This window comes from Orrella sp. 11846 (genome assembly GCF_048820935.1).
GTDB lineage: Bacteria > Pseudomonadota > Gammaproteobacteria > Burkholderiales > Burkholderiaceae_B > Algicoccus.
This window is the reverse complement of record NZ_JBMERD010000009.1, coordinates 90,359-116,679: the sequence shown is the minus strand read 5'-3', so window position 1 is coordinate 116,679 and position 26,321 is coordinate 90,359. Positions and strand designations below refer to the sequence as shown.

The window sequence follows — 26,321 nt, the reverse complement described above, 5'->3', positions numbered from 1 at the left end:
GACCAAAGCGTATAGAATCAAAGAATTCCAGTTTTACTGCGGATTTCCCGTAGTTATGAGTGAGGCAATAAATGGATCAGAATTTACGTCAGGCTGCGCTGAAATATCATGAGGACGGTCGTCCCGGAAAAATTGCGATTGCGCCAACCAAAGGTTTGTCAAATCAGCGCGAACTGTCGCTGGCGTATTCACCCGGTGTGGCTGCAGCGTGTGAGGAGATTGTGAATGACCCACAAAACGCCGTGCGCTATACCGCACGTGGAAATTTGGTTGGCGTGATCACCAACGGGACTGCAGTGTTGGGCCTAGGAAATATCGGACCATTGGCTTCTAAACCAGTGATGGAAGGCAAGGCCGTACTCTTTAAAGAGTTTGCTGGTATTGACGTCTTTGATATTGAGATTAACGAAACCGATCCACAAAAACTGATTGAAATTATTGCGGGGCTTGAGCCGACTTTTGGGGGGATGAACCTAGAAGACATTAAGTCGCCTGAGTGTTTTGTGGTTGAGACAGAACTGCGCAAGCGTTTAAAGATCCCCGTGTTTCACGATGATCAGCATGGCACTGCGATTTGTGTCAATGCAGCTGTTGTGAATGGTTTGGAAGTTGTCGGTAAAAAACTCAGCGACATTAAAGTGGTCGTGTCTGGTGCTGGTGCAGCTGCCTTGGCATGCTTGAATTTGTTGGTTGATTTGGGCTTGCCGATTGCCAATATTTGGGTCACTGATATTGAAGGGGTTGTGTACAAAGGCCGCGAAGCCTTGATGGATGAGCATAAAGAGAAATTTGCGCAAGAAACTGATTTGCGCACGCTTGCAGAAGTGATTGTGGATGCGGATATGTTCTTGGGCTTGTCGGTTGGAGATGTGTTAAAGCCTGAAATGGTCGCCACCATGGCGCCGCGTCCGTTAATTTTGGCGCTCGCAAACCCAGATCCGGAAATTGCGCCACCCGTCGCGCATGCTGTGCGCGATGACATCGTGATGGCAACTGGCCGCTCTGATTACCCTAACCAAGTCAATAACGTCTTGTGCTTCCCCTATATGTTCCGTGGTGCTCTCGACGTGGGTGCGACGACCATTACCCGCGGCATGGAAAAAGCGGCTGTGATGGCTATAGCGAAGCTTGCGCGTGAAGAACAAAGTGACGTAGTGATGGCAGCTTACGGCAGTGGCGCTTCGTTTGGTCCAGAATACATTATCCCGAAACCGTTTGATCCACGTTTAATTACGCGCATTGCCCCAGCGGTTGCGAAAGCCGCTATGGAAGATGGTGTGGCGACTCGTCCAATTGCCGATCTTGAAGCCTATGTGGAGCAGTTGGAGCAGTTTGTCTATCACTCTGGTGCGTTCATGAAACCGGTATTTGCACAAGCCAAAAGCTTTGTGCATGAGGGTGGTAAAGCCCGGATCGTCTACACCGAGGGTGAAGATGAACGCGTTTTGCGCGCTGTTCAAGTGGTGGTGGATGAGAAGCTTGCCAAACCCATTCTGGTTGGTCGTCCAGCCGTTCTGGCTGATCGTATTGAGAAGTTAAGACTGCGCTTACGTCTAGGTGAAGATGTGGAAGTTGTCAATCCGGAATGGGATGAGCGCTTTAACGTTTACTGGAACGCCTATTGGGAAAAAATGTGCCGTCAAGGCGTCAGTAAAGAAATGGCACGCGTTGAAATGCGTCGTCGCCTGACGTTGATTGGGGCAACCATGGTGCATCTGGGCGATGCGGATGGCTTAATTTGTGGAACTGTTGGTCGTTATTCAGACCATTTGCTCTACATTGATCAGATGCTTGGCTTAGCACCGAATGCCTCAGTGTATGCGGCAATGAGTATCTTGCTATTGCCGAATCATACGCTGGTGCTTGTGGATACGCACGTCAATGAAAATCCAAGTGCGCAGCAAGTGGCTGAATTTACGCTAGCAGCTGCGCAAGAAATGCGTCGCTTGAATTTGATTCCAAAAGTGGCTTTACTGTCGCGTTCGAATTTTGGAACAGGGAACACTGCTTCAGCTCAGAAAATGCGCGATGCGTTAGCTATCTTACGTGAACAAGTCCCCGATCTGGAAGTGGATGGTGAAATGCACGGTGATTGCGCACTCGATGAGAAGCTGCGTTTGCGTGTATTGCCGTCTTCTACGCTCAAAGGGGCAGCCAATTTGCTGGTATGTCCGAATATGGAGTCGGGCAATATCGCATACAACCTGCTTAAAACAGCAGCGGGTAGTAATGTCACGATTGGTCCATTCCTTTTAGGGCCGAAAGCACCTGTTCATATTCTGACCTCAAGTTCGACAGTTCGCCGAATTGTGAACATGACGGCATTAACCGTGTTAAAAGCCAATCATCAGGAAAACAACGGGTAAAAGTCCTGTGCGATCAAAGAGGTGGGGGTCAGACGTGTGGTTTGACCTCATCTCTGAAACAACCAGGCCAGATTTCAAAATGGCGCAGTGCACAGGTTGTATTTTTAGTAACTGAATCTAGAGTGTTGTGAATTACCCGCACTCCCGCATTGATTCATCGCGGTTTAGTCGATACGATTCGGCACTAGAGGTTCGTTATGACAACAACATGGGGCAGCAGGCTATGGCTAATGTAAACAAAACGCAAATTGATAGTTTGCTTAAAAATGGTGGGGAGTTTGACGCGCAATCCGATTTGGAAACAATGCGTGCACAACTCGAAGAAGCCGGTTTGGCATGCTTTATGGCAGAGTGTTCGAAAGCGAGAAACCGGTCAGCGGTGTTTCGGGCAGTCGCCAAAGCAGTGGATTATCCTGAGTTTTTTGGGTCCAGCTTAGAAGGCTTATACGACTGTTTAACAGACACGATTTCTGAGCAACGCGTGGGCGTGGCCATGCTTTTTCAGGATTTGCATTCGGCCGATCCGGATTTAGAGCCCGTGGTGCCACAAATTCAGGAAGTACTCAACGAAGCTGTTGACTACGCACGGGATCAGAATAAGGTGTTCTTATACGGCATTCAGCACGGTGGCAAACACCCAGACGCAGTCCCGGGCGTGGTGCATGCTTGGAGTGACGTGGCAGAATAAAGCCCGTTCTTCGTGATCATTACCAGCCTAGCAAAGCGCTTAGGCTGGCCACAGCAGTCAATCCAGCCGTTTCCGTTCTTAGAACACGTGGACCTAAACTAACGCAATGACTGTGCGCCTTTTGGAGAAGTTGGATTTCTTGCAGATCCCAGCCACCTTCGGGACCAATAAAAAAAGCACATCCGTTGGCAGCTCTGATTTCAGAAAGTAGGTCAGCGTGGTTTAAAGGCAGGGCTTGGCTATCTGGCAATAAGGCGAGTCGAGGCACTTGATCGCATAAAGTGATGGCTTGCGTAAGCGACACCGGCATGATGAGTTGCATCAGGTGATTACGACCACATTGTGCACTGGCCGATTCAATGATGCGCTGCCCGTGTTCTAAACGACGCTGTGCGCGCTTTTCATCTAACTGCACCACACTGCGTTTGGCTGTGCTCACAATTACGCGATGGACGCCTAGTTCAGTGGCTTTTTCAAGGACCCAGTCCAGTTTATCTTGCTGGGTCATCGCTTGCACTAGGGTGATTTGCCCAAGCATTTCACGACTTAAGTGCTCTGTCTGAAATACCCTAACGAGGGCGCGTCGTCGATCAATTTCTTCTAATGTGGCCTGGGCCTGTAAGCCTTGGCCGTTAAACAAGGTGATTGTTTCACCTAGACGCAATCGTCGCACATGCATGTGATGTGCGACCGTTTCGGGTAATTCGAGCAGTTGCTCTGTTTTGAGCTCACCCGGGCAGAGGAATCGTGGCCATTTCATGGTTTGATTTTAACAATTTCCTACCTCAACAAACCAAAACGCTTGCGATCAGGGGTTTGCTCAGGAAATCGGTCGCGCGGTGCTAAAATCTGGACTTTTCATGGACGCATCATCCTGTTGATGACAGGCTGCTGGTGTTTTTGTGTGTCAGCGGCTAAATCAATCTGTGATGTGTTCCGATTGCTGATTCGCTACATAAGGGCTTTCCCGTTTCATGAGTACATCCGACGTCACACCAACCCAGATGGCCAACGCAATTCGCGCGCTCTCCATGGACGCTGTCCAGAAAGCTAAATCAGGACATCCCGGTGCACCGATGGGTATGGCAGAAATGGCCGTCTCCTTGTTTACAGAGCACTTAAAACACAACCCAGTAGATCCGGACTGGTTTGACAGAGATCGTTTTGTGTTGTCAAACGGCCATGGTTCGATGCTGATGTATGCCTGTTTACATCTGGCTGGCTACGATTTACCCATGGATGAGTTGCGCCAATTTCGCCAACTCCATTCGCGTACACCAGGTCACCCCGAGGTCGGCTACACACCCGGTGTTGAAACCACCACAGGCCCACTCGGTCAAGGTTTGGCCAATGCAGTCGGGTTGGCGCTAGCTGAAGCATTACTCGCCAAAGAATTTAATCGCGATGATTTCCCCGTTGTTGATCATCATACCTACGCCTTTATTGGTGATGGTTGCCTGATGGAAGGGGTGTCGCACGAGGTATGTTCGCTGGCTGGAACATTGTCTCTAGGTAAGCTCATCGTTCTTTATGACGACAATGGTATTTCCATTGATGGTCAGGTGGAGTTTTGGTTTAAAGATGACACAGCGCGCCGTTTTGAGGCGTACGGATGGAATGTCATCCGCGATGTGGATGGTCACGATGTTCAGGCAGTCAATGCTGCGATTGAAGCGGCTAAAACTGATGGACAGGCCCAGAATAAACCGACACTGATTATTTGTAAAACCGTAATCGGCAAGGGCTCACCAGGCATGGCCGGCAGTGAGAAAGTGCATGGCAGCCCACTGGGTGATGAAGAGATTGCCGCTACACGGGAGGCTTTGAATTGGCCTGATGCACCCTTTGAGATACCTCAAGCGATTGCTCAAGCTTGGGATTGCCGTGCAAAAGGCCAAGCTAGTCAGAAAGCATGGCAAGCCATGTTTGAGGGTTATAGTGCAGCCCACCCAGAGTTAGCTGCTGAGTTAACAAGACGTTTGCGAGGTGATTTGCCTGAAGACTTTTCAGCGACATTACAAACTATGCTTGATGACATCAATACGCAAGCACAAACGCTGGCAACCCGCAAAGCATCACAAATGGTGCTGGGTCAATTGGCGAAAGAACTGCCAGAAATGTTGGGCGGCTCAGCTGATCTGACCGGTTCGAACTTCACTGACTGGCCTGATTGTGGTGCAGTCCGTGCCGATGCCAATGGTTTGTCATTCGGACGTCATATTAACTATGGTGTACGTGAGTTTGGTATGTCTGCCATCATGAACGGGATTGCTTTACATGGCGGTTATCTGCCATTTGGCGGCACGTTCTTGGTGTTTTCAGATTACTCCCGTAATGCGATTCGGATGGCTGCGCTCATGAAGCAGCGCGTTGTTCATGTGCTCACCCATGATTCGATTGGTCTAGGCGAAGATGGTCCAACCCACCAACCGATTGAGCATGCGGCCAGTCTGCGTCTGATTCCGAATCTGTCGGTTTGGCGTCCTTGTGACACCGTCGAAACGGCTGTGGCTTGGCAAACCGCTGTACAGCGTCCTGTGTCGCGTGGTATGCAAGTGCGGGATGGGGGACCGACTGCGCTGTTGTTGTCTCGACAGAATTTGCCGTTTGTTGAGCGTGATGCACAGACATTGCAAAACGTCTCACGCGGTGGTTATGTGTTGGCTGAGGATGCACAGGCATCGGCCACGATTATTGCAACGGGCTCAGAAGTGGAAATCGCCTTGCAAGCGCGTGATGCACTTGCTAAAGAAGGTGTGGCGGTCCGCGTGGTTTCGATGCCCAGCACAGATGTCTTCGATCAGCAAGATCTGGCGTATCGTCAGCAAGTGCTAGGCGTTGGTTTGCCGCGTGTGGCTGTTGAAGCGGGCGTACGTGATTTCTGGTTTAAATATGTTGGACTGGAAGGTGCTGTTGTAGGAATTGATCGGTTTGGTGAGTCTGCACCAGCCGCAGAGTTGTTTCAGTATTTTGGCATGACAGCGCAAGCCGTAGCGGATGCTGTCAAACAAGTAATTTCAAACTAGGAGAGTTTTGTCATGGCAATTCGCGTTGCGATTAATGGTTATGGTCGGATTGGTCGGAATATTCTGCGTGCTCACTACGAAGGTGGTAAGAAACACGATATCGAAATCGTGGCAATCAACGATCTGGGCGACCCAAAAACCAATGCCCATTTGACCCAATATGACACAGCACACGGTAAGTTCCCTGGCACAGTGTCGGTCGAAGGCGACTACATGGTAGTGAATGGCGATAAGATTCGCGTACTCGCTAACCGCAATCCCGCAGAGCTCCCTTGGGGTGATCTGAATGTGGACGTGGTGTTGGAATGCACAGGCTTTTTTGCCAGCAAAGAAAAAGCCAGCGCTCATCTGCAAGGTGGCGCACGTAAAGTCATTATTTCAGCACCTGGCGGCAAAGATGTGGACGCCACCGTGGTTTACGGTGTGAACCATGACATTTTGCGAGCTGAGCACACGGTGATTTCGAATGCTTCTTGCACCACAAACTGCTTGGCACCGCTGGTTAAGCCTTTGCACGACAAATTGGGCATTGAAACCGGTCTGATGACCACAATTCATGCCTACACCAACGATCAGGTGCTGACCGACGTCTATCACGAAGATCTGCGTCGTGCACGTTCTGCCACTATGAGCATGATCCCCACCAAAACCGGTGCAGCTGCCGCGGTCGGTCTGGTGTTGCCTGAACTGAACGGCAAGTTGGATGGTTATGCTATGCGTGTGCCAACCATTAACGTGTCGATTGTCGATCTGTCCTTTATCGCATCCCGTGAGACGACGGTGGAAGAAGTGGACACCATCTTACGCGAAGCGTCTGAAGACGGTGCACTCAAAGGTATTCTGACCTACAACACCGATCCGCTGGTGTCGATTGATTTCAACCACAATCCTGCATCAAGTAACTATGACGCTACATTAACCAAAGTGTCTGGCAAGCTGGTGAAAGTCAACTCTTGGTATGACAACGAGTGGGGCTTTAGCAACCGCATGCTCGATACGACTGTTGCATTGATGACGGCTAAATAAGCGCATGGATATTTTGACTCTGAAACAACTGGCCGAAGAAGGCCAGTTGCAAGGTAAGCGTGTTTTTATTCGAGCAGATTTGAATACACCCTTGAACGATCAGGGTGAAATCACCGAAGATACACGGATTCGCGCGTCACTACCCGGAATTGAACTTGCTCTACGTTCTGGTGCCAGTGTGATGGTGACGTCGCATCTAGGTCGTCCAACCGAAGGGCAGTTAACTGCAAAGGACAGTTTGGCACCGATTGCCAAACGTTTGCAGGATTTGCTCGGAAAGCCTGTACGTCTGGTTGCAGATTGGGTTGATGGTGTTGAGCTTGCACCCGGTGAAGTGGTGTTACTGGAGAATTGTCGCGCCAATCCGGGTGAGAAAGCCGATTCACCTGAATTAGCTGAAAAAATGGCTCGTCTGTGTGATGTCTATGTGAATGATGCGTTTGGTACAGCGCATCGTGCGCAAGCCACCACACATGGTCTGGCGTTGAAAGCACCGATCGCTTGTGCGGGTCCTTTGTTAAGCGCAGAACTTGGAGCGTTGGGCAAGGCTTTACATTCACCCGCTCGTCCTTTGGTTGCGATTGTGGGTGGCTCTAAAGTTTCGACAAAATTGTCGATTCTGAGCGCGCTTGCTGATCGTGTGGATCAGTTAATCGTGGGCGGTGGTATTGCCAATACGTTTATGCTGGCAGCAGGGTTACCAATCGGCAAATCACTGGCTGAACCTGATCAGGTTGAGCAAGCGAAAGCTGTGATGAAAAAAATGAAAGCACGTGGTGCACAAGTCCCCATTCCGGTGGATGTCGTTGTGGCCACGGAGTTTTCTGCCGATGCCAAAGCGACTCGCAAATCTGCCCAAGCGGTTGAGGCCGATGAGATGATTTTTGATATTGGTGAAGAAACCGTCAAAACGCTCTCAGAAATCCTAGCCAATGCGGGTACGATTGTCTGGAATGGTCCTGTGGGTGTCTTTGAGTTCGATGCGTTTGGATCGGGTACAGAAGGCATTGCAAAGGCCATCGCAAACAGCAAAGGGTTTTCGATTGCAGGTGGTGGCGATACCTTGGCTGCGATTGCCAAGTACGGCATTGGAGACCAAGTGGGGTATATCTCTACGGGTGGTGGTGCGTTTCTGGAGTTTCTGGAAGGTCGTGAACTGCCGGCAGTTGCTGCATTAAAAGCACGCATGAACGCTTAAGTGGTTGAAGTCATCTAAAAAAACAAATCGCTGGTTGCCATTTAGGCTTCCAGCGATTTGTTTTTTAAAAGAGGTTTTGTTGATTAACACATTAAAACTGATAAATTCATCGTCGCAAGCGACAGAAATTATATAAATCTAAGATTTTTATATACTCTGATTGATTTGTAGTACCGTTGTTTCGATAATTTTGAATGTTCACCTTTTGATAGTGATAGACTGCCTTGAAAACATTAATTTCTAATATCTACGATACCTTGGAGTCATTACTGGTGCCGTTAATTGCAACATTCTGGGATACCTTCAGTAGCAAACGACATTCGCATGACTTTGTCTATGCGCGTGCGGACTACTTTAGAACGCGGGTTGGTGTGATTGCGCTGATCTTTTTAATCCTAACGCCGTTCTGGGCGCTGTTTGATTTTTTTGTGCTTGCCGAGAATACGCGATGGTTGGTTATTCCCGCGCGCATTATCATGACCGTTGGTTTGATCGTGACCATGGTGATTGCGCTTAAAACGCGGAAAGGGACAACGCATATTTTTGTTGCGACCAGCTTGCTGTTTATCTTGCCGATATTGTTTTACCTGACTGTGGTGATCGCGACCTCGCAAGAGCCGCCATCAGACTTACCCGGGTATGACTTTATGCCGTATATGTTGACCGCAATGTTGGCGATTTTTCCGCTGACCCTGTTGGAAGGGTTGGTGTTGGGTCTGCTTTTCTTTTTGTCGCAAGTCTATGCATTGCACACTGATCATGTGCTCTTGAGCGTTCACGGTTTACAGACGTTGTGGCTATTAGGTGCGATCTTGGTGATCACTGTGACTTCAAGCTATTTTCATTTGGGCTTGTTGTTGCGTTTATACCGTGAGGCCACACACGATGGTTTGACAGGCCTGCTTAACAGAATGGCGTTCATACAGGCCGTGGAACAAGTGATGGCCACGCATCGGCGTGAAAGCATCGTGTTTATGATGCTGGACCTAGATCACTTTAAACGCTTGAATGACAATTATGGACATTCGGTTGGTGACAAGGTTTTGCAACAATTTGCCAGAATTATGCGCAAAGAAGTTCGGTCAATTGATTATGTGGCGCGTTATGGTGGCGAAGAGTTTGTGATTGTTCTCGTGGGTCAGAGCAAGGATGAAGCGATGGCGGTTGCTGAACGGATTCGCGCCAGTACTGAAAGCACGGTCATGCAAGATCATGAGGGTCAAGAATTTAATTTCACGGTCAGTATTGGGGTGGCGAGTTTGGAAGCGAATGAATCGATCGCGCAAGCCATGCGGCGTGCTGATGATGGTTTATACGAAGCCAAACGAATTTCACGTAATTGTGTGGTGGGTGTTTAATCACAAAGGTTTTTGTTTGCTAAGATTGATTTGAAAAGTGCCGGTGTACAGTGTGATGTAAACCGGCATTTTTGTTTGATTCACAGTGCGGATCACTCGAATATTAAAGATCCCACCAAGTACTGAATTATCTGAGGATTTATGTACAAAGACCAAATCATCTATTACGGGACAGGACTTGCGCTTGCCTTGCTGTTTTTAATCTTATCGAAATGGATGAGTGTTCGGCTTAAAAAGCAAACTAAAGTTGCCAAGAAAATTATCTATCACGGTTTGACCGTCACGCCATTGGTTTTGAGCGTATTGACGATCTATACCTACTACAACGAAGCGGCTGCAGAGTTTAAATTCACCCCCATTGTGAGCAAAATCGTCGATATAGCGATGCCGCTCTTAATTGCTTTTATTATTCTGCGGCAAGTGTTTGAACTGGTGAACTTGCTCGAAAGTCGTCAGATTAGCAAGGGAGAAGATAAAACCTCTGCCAGAGTTTTTTCTAGGGCATTAAAGATGCTCTCAACGCTGATTGTAGCCCTGTTGCTGGCGCATGACTTTGGATTAAATCTATCAGCGCTCATGGCCTTTGGTGGGATGGGTGGTTTGGTTGTGGGGTTGGCTGCTAAAGATACATTGAGTAATTTTTTCTCCGGCATCTTGTTGTTTTATGATCGGCAGTTTAATATTGGCGATTGGATTAGTTCACCAGACCGCAATATTCAAGGTACGGTGGTTGAAATTGGTTGGCGCTTGACCAAAATCATGACTTTTGATCATCGGCCATTGTATGTGCCTAACGCATTGTTTTCGACGATCAGTGTCGAAAACCCAGGTCGCATGACCAATCGACGAATTAAAACGTCCATCAGTTTACGCTATGAAGATGCCGCAAAAATTAGTGCAGTGGTAAGCGATATTAAGACAATGCTTAAAAACAATGAAGACATTGATCAGAGCCAAACTATGCTTGTGTATTTTGATGAATTTGGCGACTCTTCTTTAAATATTTTGATTTACTGTTTTACAAAAACGACCGTGTGGGCCAAGTGGTTGGAGGCGCAACAAACGGTCTTTTTAAACATCATCGATATTGTGCATCAGCATGGTGCAGACTTTGCGTTTGATTCCACTACGGTTTATCTCAAAAAAGATGATTAGAGGTTCAGGCTAGAGCTTCGGTGTTGTGACATAAAAAAACCCGCATGGTTGTCTTTGAAGAACGTTTTCTTAAACAACGAATGCGGGTTTATTTATGTCCGGTAGGGGACACCGGACAAATTGGTTTTACTTTGAAGTGGATTGCGTTTTTTGCTCCTCGCTTCGTGCTTGATTCTCATACAACACGCCACCCATGGCAGCTACTAGGATCATAAATCCTGTCCCCAGCAACCAAGCCAGATACCATGGACCATAGTCCCCCATGATGACTGTGAGTAAAATGGCGATGACAGCCAGTATCAGTAGAACGATGATGCGCGATAATAGTGACATAGCGTCATCTCCTTAATACAAGGTTTCTTCGGATTCGATGGTTTTGACATCGACTTTGCCGCGCATGACATAGAACGCCCAGCTGGTGTATGTCACGATAAGCGGGATAAAGATAGCCGTAAAGCCCAGCATCCAGCCCATGGTTAACGTGCTTGCGCCGGAGTTCCACACAGTCAAGCTATGGGAAGGACTGCTTGATGACGGCATGATGAATGGGAACATCGTCGCACCGACCATACCCAGTACACCCACCCAAGTCACGACACCCATCCACCAGCCCACTTGGTTGTAACGCTTATGCAAAGCAATCAACCCAATGATGATGCTTGCATAGGCTAAGGCGGGAAGTAACCATAAAACGGGGTATTGTGCAAAATTCTGCAGCAATGCGCCGTCCACGATGGTAACTGTCTGATGCAAGGGTGTTTGTGGCACCCCCGGTGCTGGCGACTGAACCAATTCGTAACCGGGATGGATCGTAGACCACAGACCCACTACCGTCATCAGAATCAAGGCCAGAATGCCACCCCAAGTGGCTGCTTTCAGTGCACGTTGACTAATGTTTTTTTCGCCACTGCCGATTAACAACATCGCAGCGCCTGAGTAAATAGACAAAGCCACGGATGTCAGTCCGCAGAGAATGGCGTATGGGTTAAAGAGATCGATGAAACTGCCCGTGTAATACGACACCATGCGTGCATCAAAGTGAAAGGGCACACCCTGCAGAACGTTACCAACGGCTGCACCAAAGACCAGCATGGGCACTAAGCCTGAGACAAACAAACTCCAGTCCCACATGTTGCGCCATTTACTGCATTCAATCTGGCTGCGATATTCAAACCCTAATGGGCGCACAATCATGCTCCAGAGTAAAACGAGCATGACGATGTAAAACCCAGAAAAGGCTGTTGCGTAAACCAATGGCCAGGCAGCGAAGATCGCGCCACCGCCCAGCACAAACCAGACTTGGTTGCCGTCCCAGTGAGGCCCGATAATATTCAGAGCCACTCTGCGTTCGTTGTCTGTGCGTCCGACATAGCGCAGGATAGTCCCCACGCCCATGTCCATACCCATCATTGCACCCAGACCCATCAGCAGGATCCCTAGGAGTAGCCACCAGACAATAATTAAATAAAAATATGTATCCATGGTGTTTGCCTCTTATTGCGCACTGAGTTGAGTTTGCGTTTGCAATCCGCGTTGCTGCAATTCTAAATCACTGGCAGGTGGCGGTCCCTCTTTGATTTTGCGTGTCATCAAGAAGACCTCAATGATGGCAAACACGGTGTAGAGCAACACAAATCCGATGAGTGAAACGATCATGTACGTGACGGAGTGCGTGGAAGCAGATAGCCACGTCGGCAAGACCTCATAAACAGTCCAAGGTTGTCGGCCCACTTCAGCCACAATCCAGCCCATTTCACAGGCAATAAATGGCACGGGAATCATCCAGACCGATGCGCGCAAGAACCAGCGTTTTTCATGCACTTTGTTGCTCAGTGTCAGCACAATGGCAGTCACAAAGTAGAGCAGCATCAGGAGTCCGAGTCCAACCATGATCCGGAAGGCCCAGAAAATAGCCCAGACTTCCGGAATGGTGTCTTTGGCAGCGAGCTCAACTTCACGTTCGGTGATTTGTGTCAGATCACCGTCGGGTGCGTATTTTTGAACCAATAAGCCATACCCGATGTCGTCTTTGTGAGCTTCAAAGATCGCCATCGCGTGTGCGTCTTGCGGATCACGCCCTAACTGCTCAAGAGCGTGTACGGCTGGGATGCCGTTGTGTATCCGCACTTTGGCTTCTTCCTGAAGCTCTTGAACGGAAGGCACCACACCATCGAGAGAGTGTGTGACCAAGATCGACAGGAACGCAGGAACTTGTATGTCGAATAGGTTTTTCTCTTCTTTTTGTGAAGGCAATGCAATCACGTTAAAAGACATAGGGGCTTTTTCTGGTTCCCAGAGTGCTTCCATCGCCGCCAGTTTGGACGGTTGTGCATGACCACCAATAAAGCCTAGCGCGTCACCCAAAGTGATAACACCCGCTGTTCCCATGACACCGAAGAGTGCAGCGATGCGGAAAGAGCGCTTGGCGATATCCATGTGACGGTTACGAAGCATGTAAAACGCGCTGATGCCACAAACGAAGACAGCCGCTGTGACATAACCGGCAATCACGGTGTGGACGAATTTGGCTTGTGCGTCAGGGTTAAAGAACAAGTCGTTAAAGCTTGCCAACTCCATGCGCATCGTGATGGGGTTCAGTTCGGCGCCCATTGGGCTTTGCATAAAGCTGTTGGCGACCAGAATCCAGAGTGCGGATAGGTTAGAGGCTAGGGCAACCAGGTAGGTGATCACTAAGTGTTTGCCTTTCGACAAGCGATCCCAGCCAAAAACCATCAGTCCGACAAAGGTCGACTCCATAAAGAACGCCATCAGACCCTCTACCGCTAGAAGCGTGCCAAATGTGTCACCGACAAAGCTAGAGTAGTAAGACCAGTTCATCCCAAACTGCACTTCCATGGTCAACCCGGTGGCGACACCGAGTGCAAAGTTGATCATGAAAAGATGCATCCAGAACTTGGTTGCGCGTTTATAGATTTCTTGCCCGGTGACCACATACACCGTTTCCATAATCGCTAGCATCACTGAAAGGCCCAGTGTTAAGGGCACAAACAGGAAGTGATACAAAGCGGTGGCGGCAAACTGTAATCGTGATAAATCAACGACGGTTTCATCAAACATTTTTACCCACCATAATTGTGATCTGGTTGCCGGAGACGACGCTCCAGAATGAATGCGACAAGCATCACGCACATAAGTACTCTTGGCAAGTTTGGCTGATCTAAATCAAAAAAATCAACTGTGACTCACCAGTAGTTTCAGAATAGACGTTAAAACGACATTCGTGTGAAGATTGTAAACTAAATAATTTGCAGGATTCCTGGTTGTAACGATCAAAAAGATTTCAAGAGATTTTTTATGGGATTTGCGTTGTCTTTTTGTCTCTTTTTAAGATTGTTTGATAAAAAATTCTGACTGAAAATTCGATTTCTATCGATTTCTGACTTTTGAATAATAGGTTCTCAATCGTTGTGCTCAGTGATAAGGTGACTTCAAATCAAGTGTCAGAGCGTCAATGCTTTTGTGATGCTTTTAAGACACATTAAAAATATACGGATGGAGACTGAGCATGATGAAGACTGTACCTGCGGGTGCATTAGCGGGTGTGCGTGTGATTGACGCCTCCCGAGTGTTGGGTGGACCGTACTGCGGTCAGATTTTGGGGGATCACGGGGCGGATGTCCTCAAGATTGAAGTGGCCCATGGTGATGATACTCGACAGTGGGGGCCGCCTTTTATGGGGCCCAATTCTGCTTACTTTAGCGGTGCAAACCGTAACAAGCAGACGCACATTTTAGATTTGTCGACGCCACAAGGACGTGAAGCCTTGTTTGAAATGCTTGACACTGCAGATGTGTTCGTGGAGAACTTCAAACGCTCGACGCTCGAGAAGTGGGGTTTGACCTTAGAGAGCTTCAGATCCCGCAATCCGCGTCTGATCCATTGCCGTGTGTCCGGATTTGGTTCAGTTGGTCCGTATGGTGACTTACCTGCCTATGATCCGGCTGTGCAAGCTTTGTCAGGCATTATGAGCGTGAATGGCAATGCGCAGTCAGGTCCGTTGCGGGTTGGGCTGCCTGTGGTGGATCTGACAACCGGTATGAGTGCCGTGATCGGAGTTTTGTTAGCGCTCTATGAGCGAACCTTGTCGGGCGTAGGACAACTGGTTGAAACAACTTTGTATGGCAATGCCTTAGCCATGTTGCATCCGCATACGAGTAATTATTTCTCCAATGGCAAGAATCCTGTTCGCACTGGTAATGCCCATCCCAATATTTATCCCTACGATTGTTTCGAAACTGCAGAAGGTTTGATTTATCTGGCGGTGGGCAATGATGTGCAATTTAAGATTTTTTGCGCCCATGTTGGATTAGAGCCATTGGTGAACGATGAGCGATTTGCCACCAGTACCCAGCGCCATATCAATCGTGATGCGCTAAAGGAAATCCTTGTGCAGCATCTACGCACTTATCACGCTAAAACATTGGCCACAGAATTGATTCACAAAGGCGTGCCTTGTGCACCCGTGCAATCCGTGGAGGAGGTATTAAGCGATCCACACACAAAAGCACAAAACTTAATTGTTGAGCTCGAACCGGGTTACCGAGGGATTGCTTCCCCCATCATGATGAGTCGCACGCCACCGAGCTATCGTTACGCGCCACCAACGCTTCCAGAAACTAAGGACACATCCGATGACTGAACCCATCCAGCAAACACCATCAGCCAAGGATGAGGCTGACTGGCGGTACCCATATGATTCAAAAAGTCGCTATCACTTGCATCATCCTCATTTAATTTGTCGTGATGTGGATGTCACGATTGATTTTTATACACGCTGGTTTGATGCCGAAGTCATCTGGGATGGTGAATATGCGGGGACACGCAACGTCTTTCTGAAAATTGGCCAAGGCGCGATGCATCTCTATGAAAAAGAGATTGATCCTAGTCCTCGCAATGCCGTGCATCATCTCGGTATTCAAATTGTTGGTTTGCAGGATCTGTATGATCGGATGCAAAAAGCAGGCATACCACTGCGTAATCCGATTCGCCACAATGGCGGTGGTGGCTATTTTATGGTGCAAGCGCCTGATCAGGTTTTGTTGGAATTGTTTGAGCCAGGACCAGAACGTGATCCGATTGTGCAACGATATTATGGATTTGATATGCCGTCATCGGAGTGATCGGATATACCCCGGTATATTGGATGAATTGAAGTCGTGCCTGTGAATAATTTCGTGTGTACCAGGTAGGTCGCGACTGGTATAGATTGTGAATAAATGAATTATGAAGGAGTGAATGTCGATGTTTAAGGCAATTTTGCTAGAGCGAGACGATGAGGGCGCAACCAAAGCTGCTTTGACCTCAGTCGCTGTTGATCAGTTACCGCAAGGTGAGGTAGAGATTGATGTCAGTTACTCCACCTTGAATTACAAAGATGCGCTTGCGATTACAGGCAAAGCGCCGGTTGTGCGTCAGTGGCCTATGGTGCCAGGCATTGATCTAGCGGGTGTGGTGCGGGCAAGCTCGGATCCAGCGTATCCGGTTGGGACAGCCGTGGTGGTGAATGGCCATGGCATGGGTGAGTTGCATTGGGGTGGTTTGGCAGAGCGAGCTCGTGTGCCGGCACAATGGATCACCAAGCTGCCTGAAGGAATGTCAGCCCAAGATGCGATGAGTATTGGAACGGCGGGTTATACCGCGATGCTCAGCGTATTGGCCTTGGAACGTCAAGGCGTCAAGCCTTCAGATGGTCCGGTGTTGGTGACGGGTGCCAATGGCGGTGTCGGTAGTTTTGCAGTGGCTTTGTTAGCTGGGCGTGGGTTTGATGTGACGGCATCGACGGGCCGGATGCAAGAAGCGGAGCGCTTAAAAGCCTTGGGTGCTAAAACAGTCATTGACCGCGGGCCACTCAGTGAAAAAGGCAAACCCCTGCAAAAAGAAGTGTGGGCAGCGGCCGTTGACTGTGTGGGCAGTCATACGCTGGCCAATGTATGTGCGCAAATGCGTTATGGGGGTGTTGTGACCGCCTGCGGATTGGCGCAAGGTTTGGATTTCCCAGCGACAGTTGCACCTTTTATTTTGAGAGGCGTCACGCTCGTGGGGATTGATAGTGTGTATGCGTCGGCATCAGCCCGAGAACAAGCTTGGCAAGCGCTTGCAAAGGAAACAACCCCAACATTGCGCCAAAACATGGTTCGTGAATTGACTTTGGATCAAGCCCTTGCCGGTGCGCAAGATTTGTTGGACGGAAAAATCTTGGGACGTGTGGTTGTGAACGTGAGGTCTTGATGAATCTGACAACCGAGTTCGATCAGCATTTACCAGAGTCTGCACAAGCTTTATTGCGTACAGCGCATGAGTTTGGCCAGCGGCATTTGCAACAAGATACGGCTGATTTATCTGACTCGGTGCGACGTGATCTGTTGCGCTTGGCGATACGGGCTGGACTGGCCAGTATGGAAGTGCCGATCGAACACGGAGGACCAGGACTGACTTTTGCGACTCGCATGCGAGTTTGTGAAACGCTTGCTAATTTCGATGGAGCATTTGCTTTTAGTCTCGTCAATCATCACAACATCATGTCTCGAATTGCGCGTTTAGGCACAGAAGCACTTCGTGCCGATGTGCTGCGAGCCATGCTTGCCGGGGATCAGATTGGTTGTACTGCGATGACTGAGCCGCAGTCGGGTAGTGATTTTGCCAATATGCAGACTATGGCAACGCGCACATCGGACGGTTGGTTGCTCACCGGTGAGAAAGCGTGGATCACCAATGCAGCCTTAGCCGACGTTTTACTGGTTTATGCCCAAACCGATCCCACTCAGGGGATTGGTGGTATTGCTGGGTTTGTGGTGAAAGCGACAACGCCTGGTTTTGAGCGACTACCTGCCTATGATGCAAAGTTCACGCGTGGCACGGAAGTGGGTGGCTTTGCGCTGAAAGATTGTTTTGTGGCCGATAGCCACGTTCTGTATCCAGCACCTCAAGGATTTAAAGCCGCCATGAGTGGCGTCAATCAAGCCAGAATTCATGTGGCTGCGCTTAATACGGGCTTAGTTGATAGTGCTTTACAGACCGCACTGAACTACGCTCGTGAACGAAATGCGTTTGGGGTGGATCTTTTAAGTCACCAGGGTATTGGTTGGTCGCTCGCCGACGTGGCCACACAATTGCAAGCGATGCGTTTGCTGCTATATCAGGCGACTCGTGCCGTTGAGTCATCGCAGTCATCATCAGAGGATGTCCAGATGGTGGCTGCAATGGCCAAGAAATTCTCAAATGATCATGCGCTACAAGCCATTGCACAGTGCATGCAAGCCATGGGTGCAGAAGGTTTGCGAGATCGTTATGTGTTGGCGCGTCATCTGGCGTGCGCGCGAGCCTTGTGCTACACAGATGGGACACCAGAAATGATGAACGAGAGGATTCGCGTTCTTTTACGAAAATCCTCATAGATCTGCAGTATTTAATTAGAGGAGAGGGTGATGACAAGAAAAAGTTGCTTTATTCGCATGGAAGATGTGACGCCGTATTCGCCTGCAAACCATGAGGGAACAAAAAATTATCGGATTATTTCTCCAGAGACCGTGGGCGCTCAGCACCTTGAAGTTTTGATTGGTGTCATTGAGAAAAACCAAGGCGCCTTACCCCATGCACATCCTGATATGGAACAGGTTTGTTATTTGCTAGAAGGTACAGCCGTGGCCGAAGTGTGTGGAGAACGTCGAGAAATGGTGCCTGGAGATTGCTGTTTTTTCCCTGCGGGTGAGCCACATGTTTTTACGGCCACCAGCGATGAGCCTGTGAAATTGATGGTGATTTACTCACCGCCGTATGGTGAAGACCCAGCTAAAGTGATTCGTTGAAGGATTCGATTAGAGTTGAACTGTGGATGACGCCGTGTATGTTTGGTGTTTAAATAGATCTGAGTTTTTTGCACGGTTAATTCGATAATGTCTAAAATCCTCCGCTTTTTTCTGTTGTGCTGGTGTTTGCTGTTTGTGTCGGAGTTGCCTGCGCAAACGCAATCACCTCATGAGCCAATTTCTATTCAACGTGAATCACCTTACGAGGTGTTTCAGAGCTTCATGGGTGCGACACAACGTGCTGAAGCGGATTACGAGCTTTACAAACAAGATAAAAGCGCCCAAAAGCTGTCTGCTTTGCTCGATGATTTAGGACGCATCCGAACTCTCTTGGATTTGAGTCAAACACCACCTGCGACCCGTACACGGATTGGGGACAACGCCATTGTGTATCTCTACGATATCCTGGCTCGTTTGCCAGAAATTCCCTCAGACACCATCCCGGGTTACCAAATCAAAGGGGATGCGGCGAGTTTGAAAGATTTGCCATCACGCTGGACAATCCCAGGCACAGATATTCAGATCGTGCGTGTGCAAGAAGGTCCTTATAGCGATGAGTATCAGTTCTCTGCAGCAACGGTTAAAAACCTTGCAGATTACTACCAATCTTTTATCGATTTGCCATTACGACATCCGCGTCTGTATTCATCACTTTATTTAGAACGTGCCAATGCCACGGGCTATCTCATGCCAAAAGATTTTGCGAACGTCTTCCCAGATTGGATGCAAAAACATTATTTCAACACGCCGATCTGGAAAATTGCGCTGATCAGTTTGCTTAATATCGTTTTGATTGTTTTAGCAGTTTTATGGATTCGGTTTGGTTGGCGGTTTGCGTCTTCGAGAACCGGTGTCATCCGTCAAACCTTGTATATATTGATTCCATTGGGTTTGCTAATTGGACTTTATAGCAGTGATCATTTTGTGATCACACAGATTTATCCGGTCGGAAGTTTTGCCAGTGGCGGCGGTTTAGTGACTTCGATTATTTACTATGGTTTGGCAGCTTGGTTGGCTTGGCTGATTGTGTATTTAGTCGCGGATTTGCTGATTCGTTCGTTGCAGTTCTTCTCGAAAGGTTATGACGAACCATTACTTCGTTTGTCTGTGAAGCTTTTTGCGTGGATTGCGGTCTTATTGATCATCTTTCAAGGAGCGGATCAGTTAGGAATCCCAGCCATGGGCTTGCTGGCAGGTTTTGGGGTTGGGGGGATTGCGGTCGCCTTGGCATCACAATCCACGATAGAAAACCTCTTCGGCGGTTTGTCGCTTTTTGCGGATCGTCCATTTCGCGTGGGCGACAAAATTGAGTTTAATGAGCAGGCTGCGACAGTGCTTCGAATCGGACCTAGATCCACGCGTTTGCGACTGGTTAATGGCGCATTGTGTACGGTGCCAAACTCTGATCTGGCCAAGATGCATATCGTGAACTTTACTCAACGAAATGCTTGTCATCTGGATCAGGTGATTTCATTACGAAGTGATAGCTCGACGGAGGATATCCGGCACGTCCTGATTCAGATCCGTGAACGGGTTCTGCAGGAGCCCTTGGTCGAGAAAAAAAGCGGCTGGCCACGGGTACAGGTCATTAGCGCACGACAAGGGCGCATCGACATCCGAATCCGCGCCATGGTTCTAACGGGTGACATGAGTGAGTTTCTCTCCGTTCAGGAATTAATCATGCTGGATGTGCTGAACTATCTCGAAGAGATGCAGCTTAAATTGATTCAACCTTATCCGGTGGCTTCGTAAATGATGCAAAAAGATACGACATCTGCATTCAAAGGTAAAACCGGTTTGACCCGGATTGTTCGGGCTTTTGGTTATTCCTTGAAAGGTCTTCGGGCGACTTGGCGCGATGAAGCTGCGTTTCGGCAAGAATGTGTTCTAGCGATTGTGATGTTGCCAGCAGCGTTTTGGGTGGGCAGAACCGCGGTTGAGATTTTTCTGTTGTGTGTGACGGTGATGTTGGTTCTGATGCTGGAGCTAGTGAATAGTGGACTTGAAGCCTTGGCAGACGCCATCAGCCTTGAACACCATCCATTACTAGGAAAAGCCAAAGACACAGGGAGTGCCGCTGTACTTTTAGCGTTGATTTTGGCAGCAGGCTGGTGGGGCTACGTTCTTGTGGATCGGTTTGTTCTGAGCTGAATCATTAGTTTGTTTTTCAAAAAACACGGGCCACTTCAATCGTGTGATTGCTGACGTGCTGTGAACAGAGTCTACGGTATAAGATGATGACATCGAATTCGCGGCTTGAGGCTTGTTGGGTCACGCCAGTTTTTAATCTACTTTTGAGTTGATATAAACCATGAATCTTGAGAATTACACACTGCTACAACTCCATGATGGATTGCGCACTGGTGAGGTGTCGGCGGTTTCAATTCATGCGCAATGTGTCGAAAATTACGAAGCACGTGAGGCGCATTTGCAAGCGTATAAATATTGGGATCCAGCGAGTGCACAAGATACAGCACAATCCGCTGATCATTTGTTGTCTCGTGGAGTTGATACAGGTTTAATGATGGGACTGCCAGTCTCCGTCAAGGATTTATATGCGGTACGTGGCATGCCAACATTTGCGGGTTCCGCACTGTCGTTAGGGGCGCAGTGGGAAATTCCTGGATCACTGATATCCGGTTTAGAAAACCAACTAAGCGTATTGACAGGTAAAACGCATACCGTTGAATTTGCATTTGGCGGCGTGGGTATGAATAGTCACTGGGGTACACCCCGAAATCCATGGTCGGCCGAGCATCGCGTGCCCGGTGGCTCCAGTTCGGGAGCAGGCGTGTCTTTGATGCAAGGCTCGGCCTTATTGGCTTTGGGTACAGACACCGGTGGATCAGTACGGATTCCAGCCTCATTTACCGGGGTGACGGCATTGAAGACCACTAAAGGGCGTTGGCCGACTGACGGCGTCGCACCACTCTCATCGACACTCGATACGATGGGGGTTTTGGCGCGCAGTGTGGCGGATCTCGCATTTGGTTTTCAGGGCATTGAGCTGGGTTTGAATGGCTTTGTGCCCGAAATTCCTTACCTACCCTCAGGACATGGCGTGCGTTTAGGTCGGTTTGATGAGTTTTTTCTGAAAGACGCTGATCCAGATATTGTGGAAGGGTTTGAGCAAGCATTGCGCAAGCTAGAGGCAAGTGGTTTTGTGGTGAGCGATACTGCTTTCCCGGGATGTGTTGAGTCTTATGAGATCTATAGTCGCGGTGGGTTGGTTGCGTGTGAATTAAATGCCTTTTTACAAACAAACTTGCCAGACCATATTGAAAAACTAGATCCAATGGTGCGTTTGCGTTTTGACAGTGCACAGGCGTTGTCAGGTGTTGAGTATATTAAGAATCTTCTTTCTCTACAAAACGCCTCCACGCAAGCTGAACAAGCTTTTATCCATCAGGATGTGATTGTGACACCCACCATGGCCTGCGCCCCACCCAAAGTTGAAGACTTACATGTGATTGATGCTTATGGTCAGGCAAATGCCCTTATTTTGCGCAACACATGTATCGGCAATTTATTGGGTCTGTCTGCAATTACGGTTCCAATGGGATTAGATGGCAATGGTCTGCCCATGGGTTTACAGTTAATGGCACCAGCCTTTGCTGAAGAGAAACTACTGGCCATTGCCTTGCAAGTTGAAGCTTGCTTGGGTACGCCTTTGCAGCAACTTGGGCAACCTAGTTTTCTATCGTCGACGTCCTCCGAAGCTTAATTTTTAAATATGTCAGTGTTCTCACAAAAGAAACGCGTGGCGATTGTCACCACAGGTGGCACGATCGCCAGCTTGCCCGGTGACGAAGGGCGTCATGTCGCTGGTGCCATTCAGGGTGATGAATTGGTGGCGCAGCTGGTCAATACGCAGACGGTATCGCTACAGGTGCACTCTTTATTCCAAAAACCCAGTAATGCGATCACGCCAGATGATTTGCTTACATTGCGCACGATGTGCCAGCATTTAATTGATGCAGGTGAGATCGATGGCATTGTGATCACGCATGGTACGGATACGCTCGAAGAAACCGCTTATTTTCTGGAAAGTAGCTTGCGTACAGGAAATGTTGTCGTCGTTGTGACAGGTGCGCAGCGTGTTCCACATGCGGTTTCTAGTGATGCCGATGCGAATTTGCGCGATGCCATTACAGTGGCGGCCAGTGATGAAACGAAAGGCCTAGGCGTTTTGGTGGTGTTTAACGAAACGATTCATAGCGCCAGTTTTGTGCGCAAAGTGAGTAGTTATCAGTTGAACGGTTTTGAGTCGCCGGCTTTGGGTTGTTTGGGATTTGTGGATGGTGAAGCTGTCTTGGTTTATCAGATGCCACGTCGCCAGCCATGTTTAGTTCCAGCTACAACGCATTTGCCCACCGTTGAAATGCTTAATCTGGGTTTAGGCTCCGGTCCTTTGATGCTTAAGGCTTTGGTTGATTCGGACGTACAAGGTATCGTGCTTGAGGGGATTGGCAGGGGGCAAGTGCCACCTAGTTGGGAGCAGGAGGTTAAACGGGCCGATGAAAAAGGAATTGTGGTGCTTGTGTGCAGTTCCACTTTGCACGGACCTGTTTCACCTTGCTATGAGTATCAGGCTTCGTTATACGATTTAGAGCAGCTTGGGGCGATGGGTGTGAGTGGGCTGAGCGCCAGAAAACTGCGCATTCGTTTGATGCTGGCATTATCGGTTTTGGGATCGAATCCGGGGCAAGAGACTTTGCGCCCCTTGTTTCGTTGGGGCGCCTAGATTAGCTGACCAGATTACAGTTGCTCGTCGTTATAGACATTTTGTATGGCTTGATCAACCTCGTAACCAGTCTGAACACCATGTTGATGGCCTTGAAACCAGGCTTTCCAAGCCAGATGGATCTCATCGCCCGAGTATTCGCCATCCGGTGTGAATTCAGGTTCTAAACCTTCGGTTTGCAGCCAGGATTCAAAGGCGGCTCTGAGTTTATTCATCATATGCTCCAGAAAATGTTTGAGTTGATCGGTTTACGAAAATTATTCAGCAAACCAAATCATTTATTAAAGTTTACGCGCGAATTTGATGGACTGGGTATGGGGATTAACACCTTCGTTTATTTAAAAAACCGCAGACAGAATCGGTTTAACTAAGAATTTAGACAGCAACTTGTTAAACGCTATTGGTATGATTCTTCCTGAAAGAAAGTCGCTGTGGTGTTTCCGGCGACTAATTAACTAAGGAATAAGCATGTCGAAGGACTTTTGTCATCTAGAGGGCAAGAAAGGTCTGGTGTTGGGTCTGGCCAATGAAGCCAGTATTGCAGCGGCCGTGGTGCGTCAGTTGCATGCGCTGGGTGCGCAAATGCATGTAAGCTGTTTGAATGAAAAAGCCATGTCGTACGCCTCTCGGGTCACTGAACCGTTAGGTGTGACACTCAAAACGTGTGATGTGGATCTTGAAGGGGATTTGTCTAAGTTTGTGAATGAAGCTGCGCAAGAATTGGGGAAACTCGATTTTATTGTGCACTCGATTGCTTGGGCACCGTTAGAAGATCTGCATGGACGCGTGGTTGATAGTTCTCAAAAAGGCTTCGCAAAAGCAATGTCTTTGTCTTGTCACTCCTTTGCTCAGACAGCCCATCTGGCTTTACCTTACTTGAATCGGGGTGCGAGTCTAGTCACCATGAGCTATCACGGTGCAGAAGAGGTGGTTCCTAAATACGGCATTATGGGGCCTGTCAAAGCAGCATTGGAGTCTACAGTTCGTTATATGGCGGCCGAGCTGGGCCCTGAGAGCATTCGGGTTCATGCGGTGTCACCGGGGCCAATCTTGACGCGGGCAGCCTCTGGGATTCGTGACTTTGACGAGCTGATGGAAGAAGCCCGTACACGCAGCCCGCTCAGACGTTTGGTGACGATTGAAGAAGCCGCTAACTTGACCGCATTTCTAGTTTCGGATGCCTCAAGTGGCATGACCGGGCAAACCATTTACGTCGATGCCGGTTTTAACTTCATGGCTTGATGACTGGGGTGGTCGTTTTTAGGTGAGAACGACCGCCACCAATGTACCTAAGCTGTATAAGAGTAGAAAGGTCGTGCCTGCGATTGCAATCATCGGAATACAACAGCCCATCGCGCGTCCCATTTTTCGTTGACGTGCCGATCGAGTCAGGGGAATGCCGAGCTGTCGAGAAAGATTGGATTTAGCTGATCAAAATCGAATGGCTCGTTTTCATGAGAATGGAAATCCGTACTTCTTTTTGCGAGCCATGACAATGATCGTCTCGAGAACGATTCAACGCAAAAATAGTGATCCATACACTGCATAGTGCTGACAAAATTTATACCAAAAACACATGTTACTGGTATCATTCATTTTTTATGGCGACATGCGCAAAAATGATGCCTTTTCAGACTTGTGCAGTTCATTTGTTTGGCTAAAAATCTATTAAAACGTCTTTACGGCTTTTAATGGTTGCCAAAATCATAAAAAAACAAAAAATACAGACTGTTGCAGTCTGAAATATTCATTAACAGCCAGAAGTCTAAATTCTGAGGAGTGGGGATGCGCCATTTTCGGTTTTCAATTTTTATCACCATCATTTGTCTTGGTGTGGGCTACTACTGGGGCCTAAAAAGCTCGATCGGTGCTTGGGGTGCATTAACACTGACTTTGTTGTTAGGCATTATGGAGGTGAGCCTGTCTTTTGATAACGCGGTTGTCAATGCCTCCGTGCTCAAAGAAATGAATGAGAAGTGGCGTCGCTTGTTTTTAACGGTTGGCATTTTGATTGCCGTGTTTGGCATGCGCCTCGTCTTTCCGATTGCCGTGGTGGCGGTTGCTGCGGGTGAGGGCGTTGTGGCAGTAAGTCAGATGGCACTTACGAATCCGGAAGAATATGCTGCGCATCTAGCTAGTGCACATGCGGGTATTGCATCGTTTGGTGGCATGTTCTTGTTACTCGTGTTTTTGTCTTTCCTTCTTGATGAGGGTAAAGAAATTCACTGGCTGGGCCGCGTTGAAGCATTTCTTTCCAAGCTCGGTAAATTTGATGCATTCTCGATTGTTGTCGCATTAGGTGTTTTGTTACTTGTTCAAGCCTTTTTACCGTTGGATATGGAATCTCGGTTAAGCGTTGTTGTGGCTGGCATAGGCGGGGTCTTTTTATACGTTGTGGTCGATAGTGTTGGGAGCTTTTTCGGGGGTGGAGAAGATGTAGAAGCGATGAGTAATGTTGCTAAGCGTTCCGGTGCCATGGGCTTCATTTATCTGGAGGTGCTTGATGCTTCATTCTCGTTTGATGGTGTGATCGGTGCATTTGCCATCACACGCGACGTGGTGATTATCATGCTCGGATTGGGCATTGGCGCGATGTTTGTTCGGTCATTTACGGTGTATTTGGTAGAGCAGGGCACTTTAGATCAGTACGTTTTTCTTGAACATGGTGCGCACTATGCGATTGGTGCGCTCGCATTCATCATGATGGGCAGCATTGTGTGGCATATCAGTGAAGTGATCACTGGGCTCATTGGCGTGGCATTTATCGTTGCTTCGATTGTTTCATCGTTGATTTACAGACGAAAAAATAACCAATTACCTGCCAGTTAGTCCGAATCCATCTGAAATAAAAACGGTGCGTGAAGTGAACACTGAGTGTCACTTCACGCGCCGTTTTAGTTTAAGAGCTGTTTTGGTCAGGTACGGTTCTATTCG

Annotated in this window: 23 protein-coding genes; 18 read left to right on the top strand and 5 right to left on the bottom strand. The window is 48.5% G+C overall.

Annotation, left to right across the window (positions count from 1 at the left end):
* Positions 1-71 precede the first annotated feature (71 nt).
* Both ACOI06_RS09370 and ACOI06_RS09365 read left to right on the top strand, forming a co-directional pair.
* Positions 72-2,366 carry an NADP-dependent malic enzyme gene (locus tag ACOI06_RS09370; RefSeq protein ID WP_420662298.1) on the top strand — a complete coding sequence of 765 codons (2,295 nt, stop codon included), beginning with the start codon at positions 72-74 and terminating at the stop codon, positions 2,364-2,366.
* A gap of 223 nt (positions 2,367-2,589) precedes the next feature.
* Positions 2,590-3,054, top strand: coding sequence for a barstar family protein (locus ACOI06_RS09365; protein ID WP_420662297.1), 465 nt, complete (start codon positions 2,590-2,592; stop codon positions 3,052-3,054).
* Between the two features lie 19 nt (positions 3,055-3,073).
* Here the strand turns inward: ACOI06_RS09365 and ACOI06_RS09360 are convergent, their stop codons facing one another.
* Positions 3,074-3,814: a 16S rRNA (uracil(1498)-N(3))-methyltransferase gene (locus ACOI06_RS09360; protein ID WP_420662296.1), complete on the bottom strand. Its 741-nt coding sequence runs from the start codon at positions 3,812-3,814 to the stop codon at positions 3,074-3,076.
* A 214-nt stretch (positions 3,815-4,028) separates the two neighbouring features.
* Between ACOI06_RS09360 and tkt the strand changes: the two genes are divergently transcribed.
* The 5 genes from tkt to ACOI06_RS09335 all read left to right on the top strand — a co-directional run bounded on the left by tkt (position 4,029) and on the right by ACOI06_RS09335 (position 10,817).
* Positions 4,029-6,080 carry a transketolase gene (gene tkt / locus ACOI06_RS09355; RefSeq protein WP_420662295.1) on the top strand — a complete coding sequence of 684 codons (2,052 nt, stop codon included), beginning with the start codon at positions 4,029-4,031 and terminating at the stop codon, positions 6,078-6,080.
* Between the two features lie 12 nt (positions 6,081-6,092).
* Positions 6,093-7,106 carry a type I glyceraldehyde-3-phosphate dehydrogenase gene (gap, locus tag ACOI06_RS09350; RefSeq protein ID WP_420662294.1) on the top strand — a complete coding sequence of 338 codons (1,014 nt, stop codon included), beginning with the start codon at positions 6,093-6,095 and terminating at the stop codon, positions 7,104-7,106.
* A gap of 4 nt (positions 7,107-7,110) precedes the next feature.
* On the top strand, positions 7,111-8,304 hold the full coding sequence (locus tag ACOI06_RS09345; RefSeq protein WP_420662293.1) for a phosphoglycerate kinase: 1,194 nt from the start codon (positions 7,111-7,113) through the stop codon (positions 8,302-8,304).
* Positions 8,305-8,528: 224 nt separating this feature from the next.
* On the top strand, positions 8,529-9,662 hold the full coding sequence (locus ACOI06_RS09340) for a diguanylate cyclase (protein ID WP_420662292.1): 1,134 nt from the start codon (positions 8,529-8,531) through the stop codon (positions 9,660-9,662).
* 141 nt (positions 9,663-9,803) lie between these two features.
* The gene (locus ACOI06_RS09335; RefSeq protein WP_420662291.1) at positions 9,804-10,817 is read left to right on the top strand and encodes a mechanosensitive ion channel family protein; all 1,014 of its coding nucleotides are present in this window, start codon (positions 9,804-9,806) and stop codon (positions 10,815-10,817) included.
* Positions 10,818-10,943: 126 nt separating this feature from the next.
* On the opposite strand, the gene ACOI06_RS09330 is transcribed toward ACOI06_RS09335, so the two are convergent.
* From ACOI06_RS09330 to ACOI06_RS09320, 3 genes are read right to left on the bottom strand one after another with little or no spacing between them, the layout of a single operon-like run.
* On the bottom strand, positions 10,944-11,150 hold the full coding sequence (locus ACOI06_RS09330) for a hypothetical protein (protein WP_420662290.1): 207 nt from the start codon (positions 11,148-11,150) through the stop codon (positions 10,944-10,946).
* A gap of 12 nt (positions 11,151-11,162) precedes the next feature.
* Positions 11,163-12,299, bottom strand: coding sequence for a cytochrome d ubiquinol oxidase subunit II (cydB, locus tag ACOI06_RS09325; protein WP_420662289.1), 1,137 nt, complete (start codon positions 12,297-12,299; stop codon positions 11,163-11,165).
* Positions 12,300-12,311: 12 nt separating this feature from the next.
* Positions 12,312-13,895, bottom strand: a complete 1,584-nt coding sequence (locus ACOI06_RS09320; protein ID WP_420662288.1) for a cytochrome ubiquinol oxidase subunit I — start codon at positions 13,893-13,895, stop codon at positions 12,312-12,314.
* A gap of 448 nt (positions 13,896-14,343) precedes the next feature.
* On the opposite strand from ACOI06_RS09320, the gene ACOI06_RS09315 reads away from it, so the two are divergent.
* The 9 genes from ACOI06_RS09315 to ACOI06_RS09275 all read left to right on the top strand — a co-directional run bounded on the left by ACOI06_RS09315 (position 14,344) and on the right by ACOI06_RS09275 (position 23,387).
* Positions 14,344-15,477, top strand: coding sequence for a CaiB/BaiF CoA transferase family protein (locus tag ACOI06_RS09315; RefSeq protein ID WP_420662287.1), 1,134 nt, complete (start codon positions 14,344-14,346; stop codon positions 15,475-15,477).
* Complete coding sequence (locus ACOI06_RS09310; RefSeq protein WP_420662286.1) at positions 15,470-15,958, top strand: VOC family protein; 489 nt, start codon at positions 15,470-15,472, stop codon at positions 15,956-15,958. Before ACOI06_RS09315 ends, ACOI06_RS09310 begins: the two co-directional genes overlap by 8 nt.
* Before the next feature lie 121 nt (positions 15,959-16,079).
* Positions 16,080-17,066 carry an MDR family oxidoreductase gene (locus ACOI06_RS09305; RefSeq protein WP_420662285.1) on the top strand — a complete coding sequence of 329 codons (987 nt, stop codon included), beginning with the start codon at positions 16,080-16,082 and terminating at the stop codon, positions 17,064-17,066.
* Entirely contained in the window at positions 17,066-18,232 is a 1,167-nt protein-coding gene (locus ACOI06_RS09300) for an acyl-CoA dehydrogenase family protein (protein WP_420662284.1), read from the top strand. Before ACOI06_RS09305 ends, ACOI06_RS09300 begins: the two co-directional genes overlap by 1 nt.
* Positions 18,233-18,262: 30 nt before the next feature.
* Entirely contained in the window at positions 18,263-18,643 is a 381-nt protein-coding gene (locus tag ACOI06_RS09295) for a cupin domain-containing protein (protein WP_420662283.1), read from the top strand.
* A gap of 87 nt (positions 18,644-18,730) precedes the next feature.
* Entirely contained in the window at positions 18,731-20,395 is a 1,665-nt protein-coding gene (locus ACOI06_RS09290) for a mechanosensitive ion channel family protein (RefSeq protein WP_420662282.1), read from the top strand.
* Positions 20,396-20,794: a diacylglycerol kinase gene (locus tag ACOI06_RS09285; RefSeq protein WP_420662281.1), complete on the top strand. Its 399-nt coding sequence runs from the start codon at positions 20,396-20,398 to the stop codon at positions 20,792-20,794. It abuts the gene before it with no gap.
* Between the two features lie 160 nt (positions 20,795-20,954).
* Positions 20,955-22,367 (top strand): amidase, encoded by a 1,413-nt coding sequence (locus ACOI06_RS09280; RefSeq protein ID WP_420662279.1) that lies wholly within the window; start codon positions 20,955-20,957, stop codon positions 22,365-22,367.
* A gap of 9 nt (positions 22,368-22,376) precedes the next feature.
* Entirely contained in the window at positions 22,377-23,387 is a 1,011-nt protein-coding gene (locus tag ACOI06_RS09275) for an asparaginase (RefSeq protein ID WP_420662278.1), read from the top strand.
* A gap of 14 nt (positions 23,388-23,401) precedes the next feature.
* Here the strand turns inward: ACOI06_RS09275 and ACOI06_RS09270 are convergent, their stop codons facing one another.
* Positions 23,402-23,602, bottom strand: a complete 201-nt coding sequence (locus tag ACOI06_RS09270; protein ID WP_420662277.1) for a hypothetical protein — start codon at positions 23,600-23,602, stop codon at positions 23,402-23,404.
* 253 nt (positions 23,603-23,855) lie between these two features.
* On the opposite strand from ACOI06_RS09270, the gene fabI reads away from it, so the two are divergent.
* Together fabI and ACOI06_RS09260 are read left to right on the top strand one after the other, a co-directional pair.
* Positions 23,856-24,629 (top strand): enoyl-ACP reductase FabI, encoded by a 774-nt coding sequence (gene fabI, locus ACOI06_RS09265; protein WP_420662276.1) that lies wholly within the window; start codon positions 23,856-23,858, stop codon positions 24,627-24,629.
* 543 nt (positions 24,630-25,172) lie between these two features.
* Positions 25,173-26,216: a DUF475 domain-containing protein gene (locus ACOI06_RS09260; protein ID WP_420662274.1), complete on the top strand. Its 1,044-nt coding sequence runs from the start codon at positions 25,173-25,175 to the stop codon at positions 26,214-26,216.
* Positions 26,217-26,321: the final 105 nt, after the last annotated feature.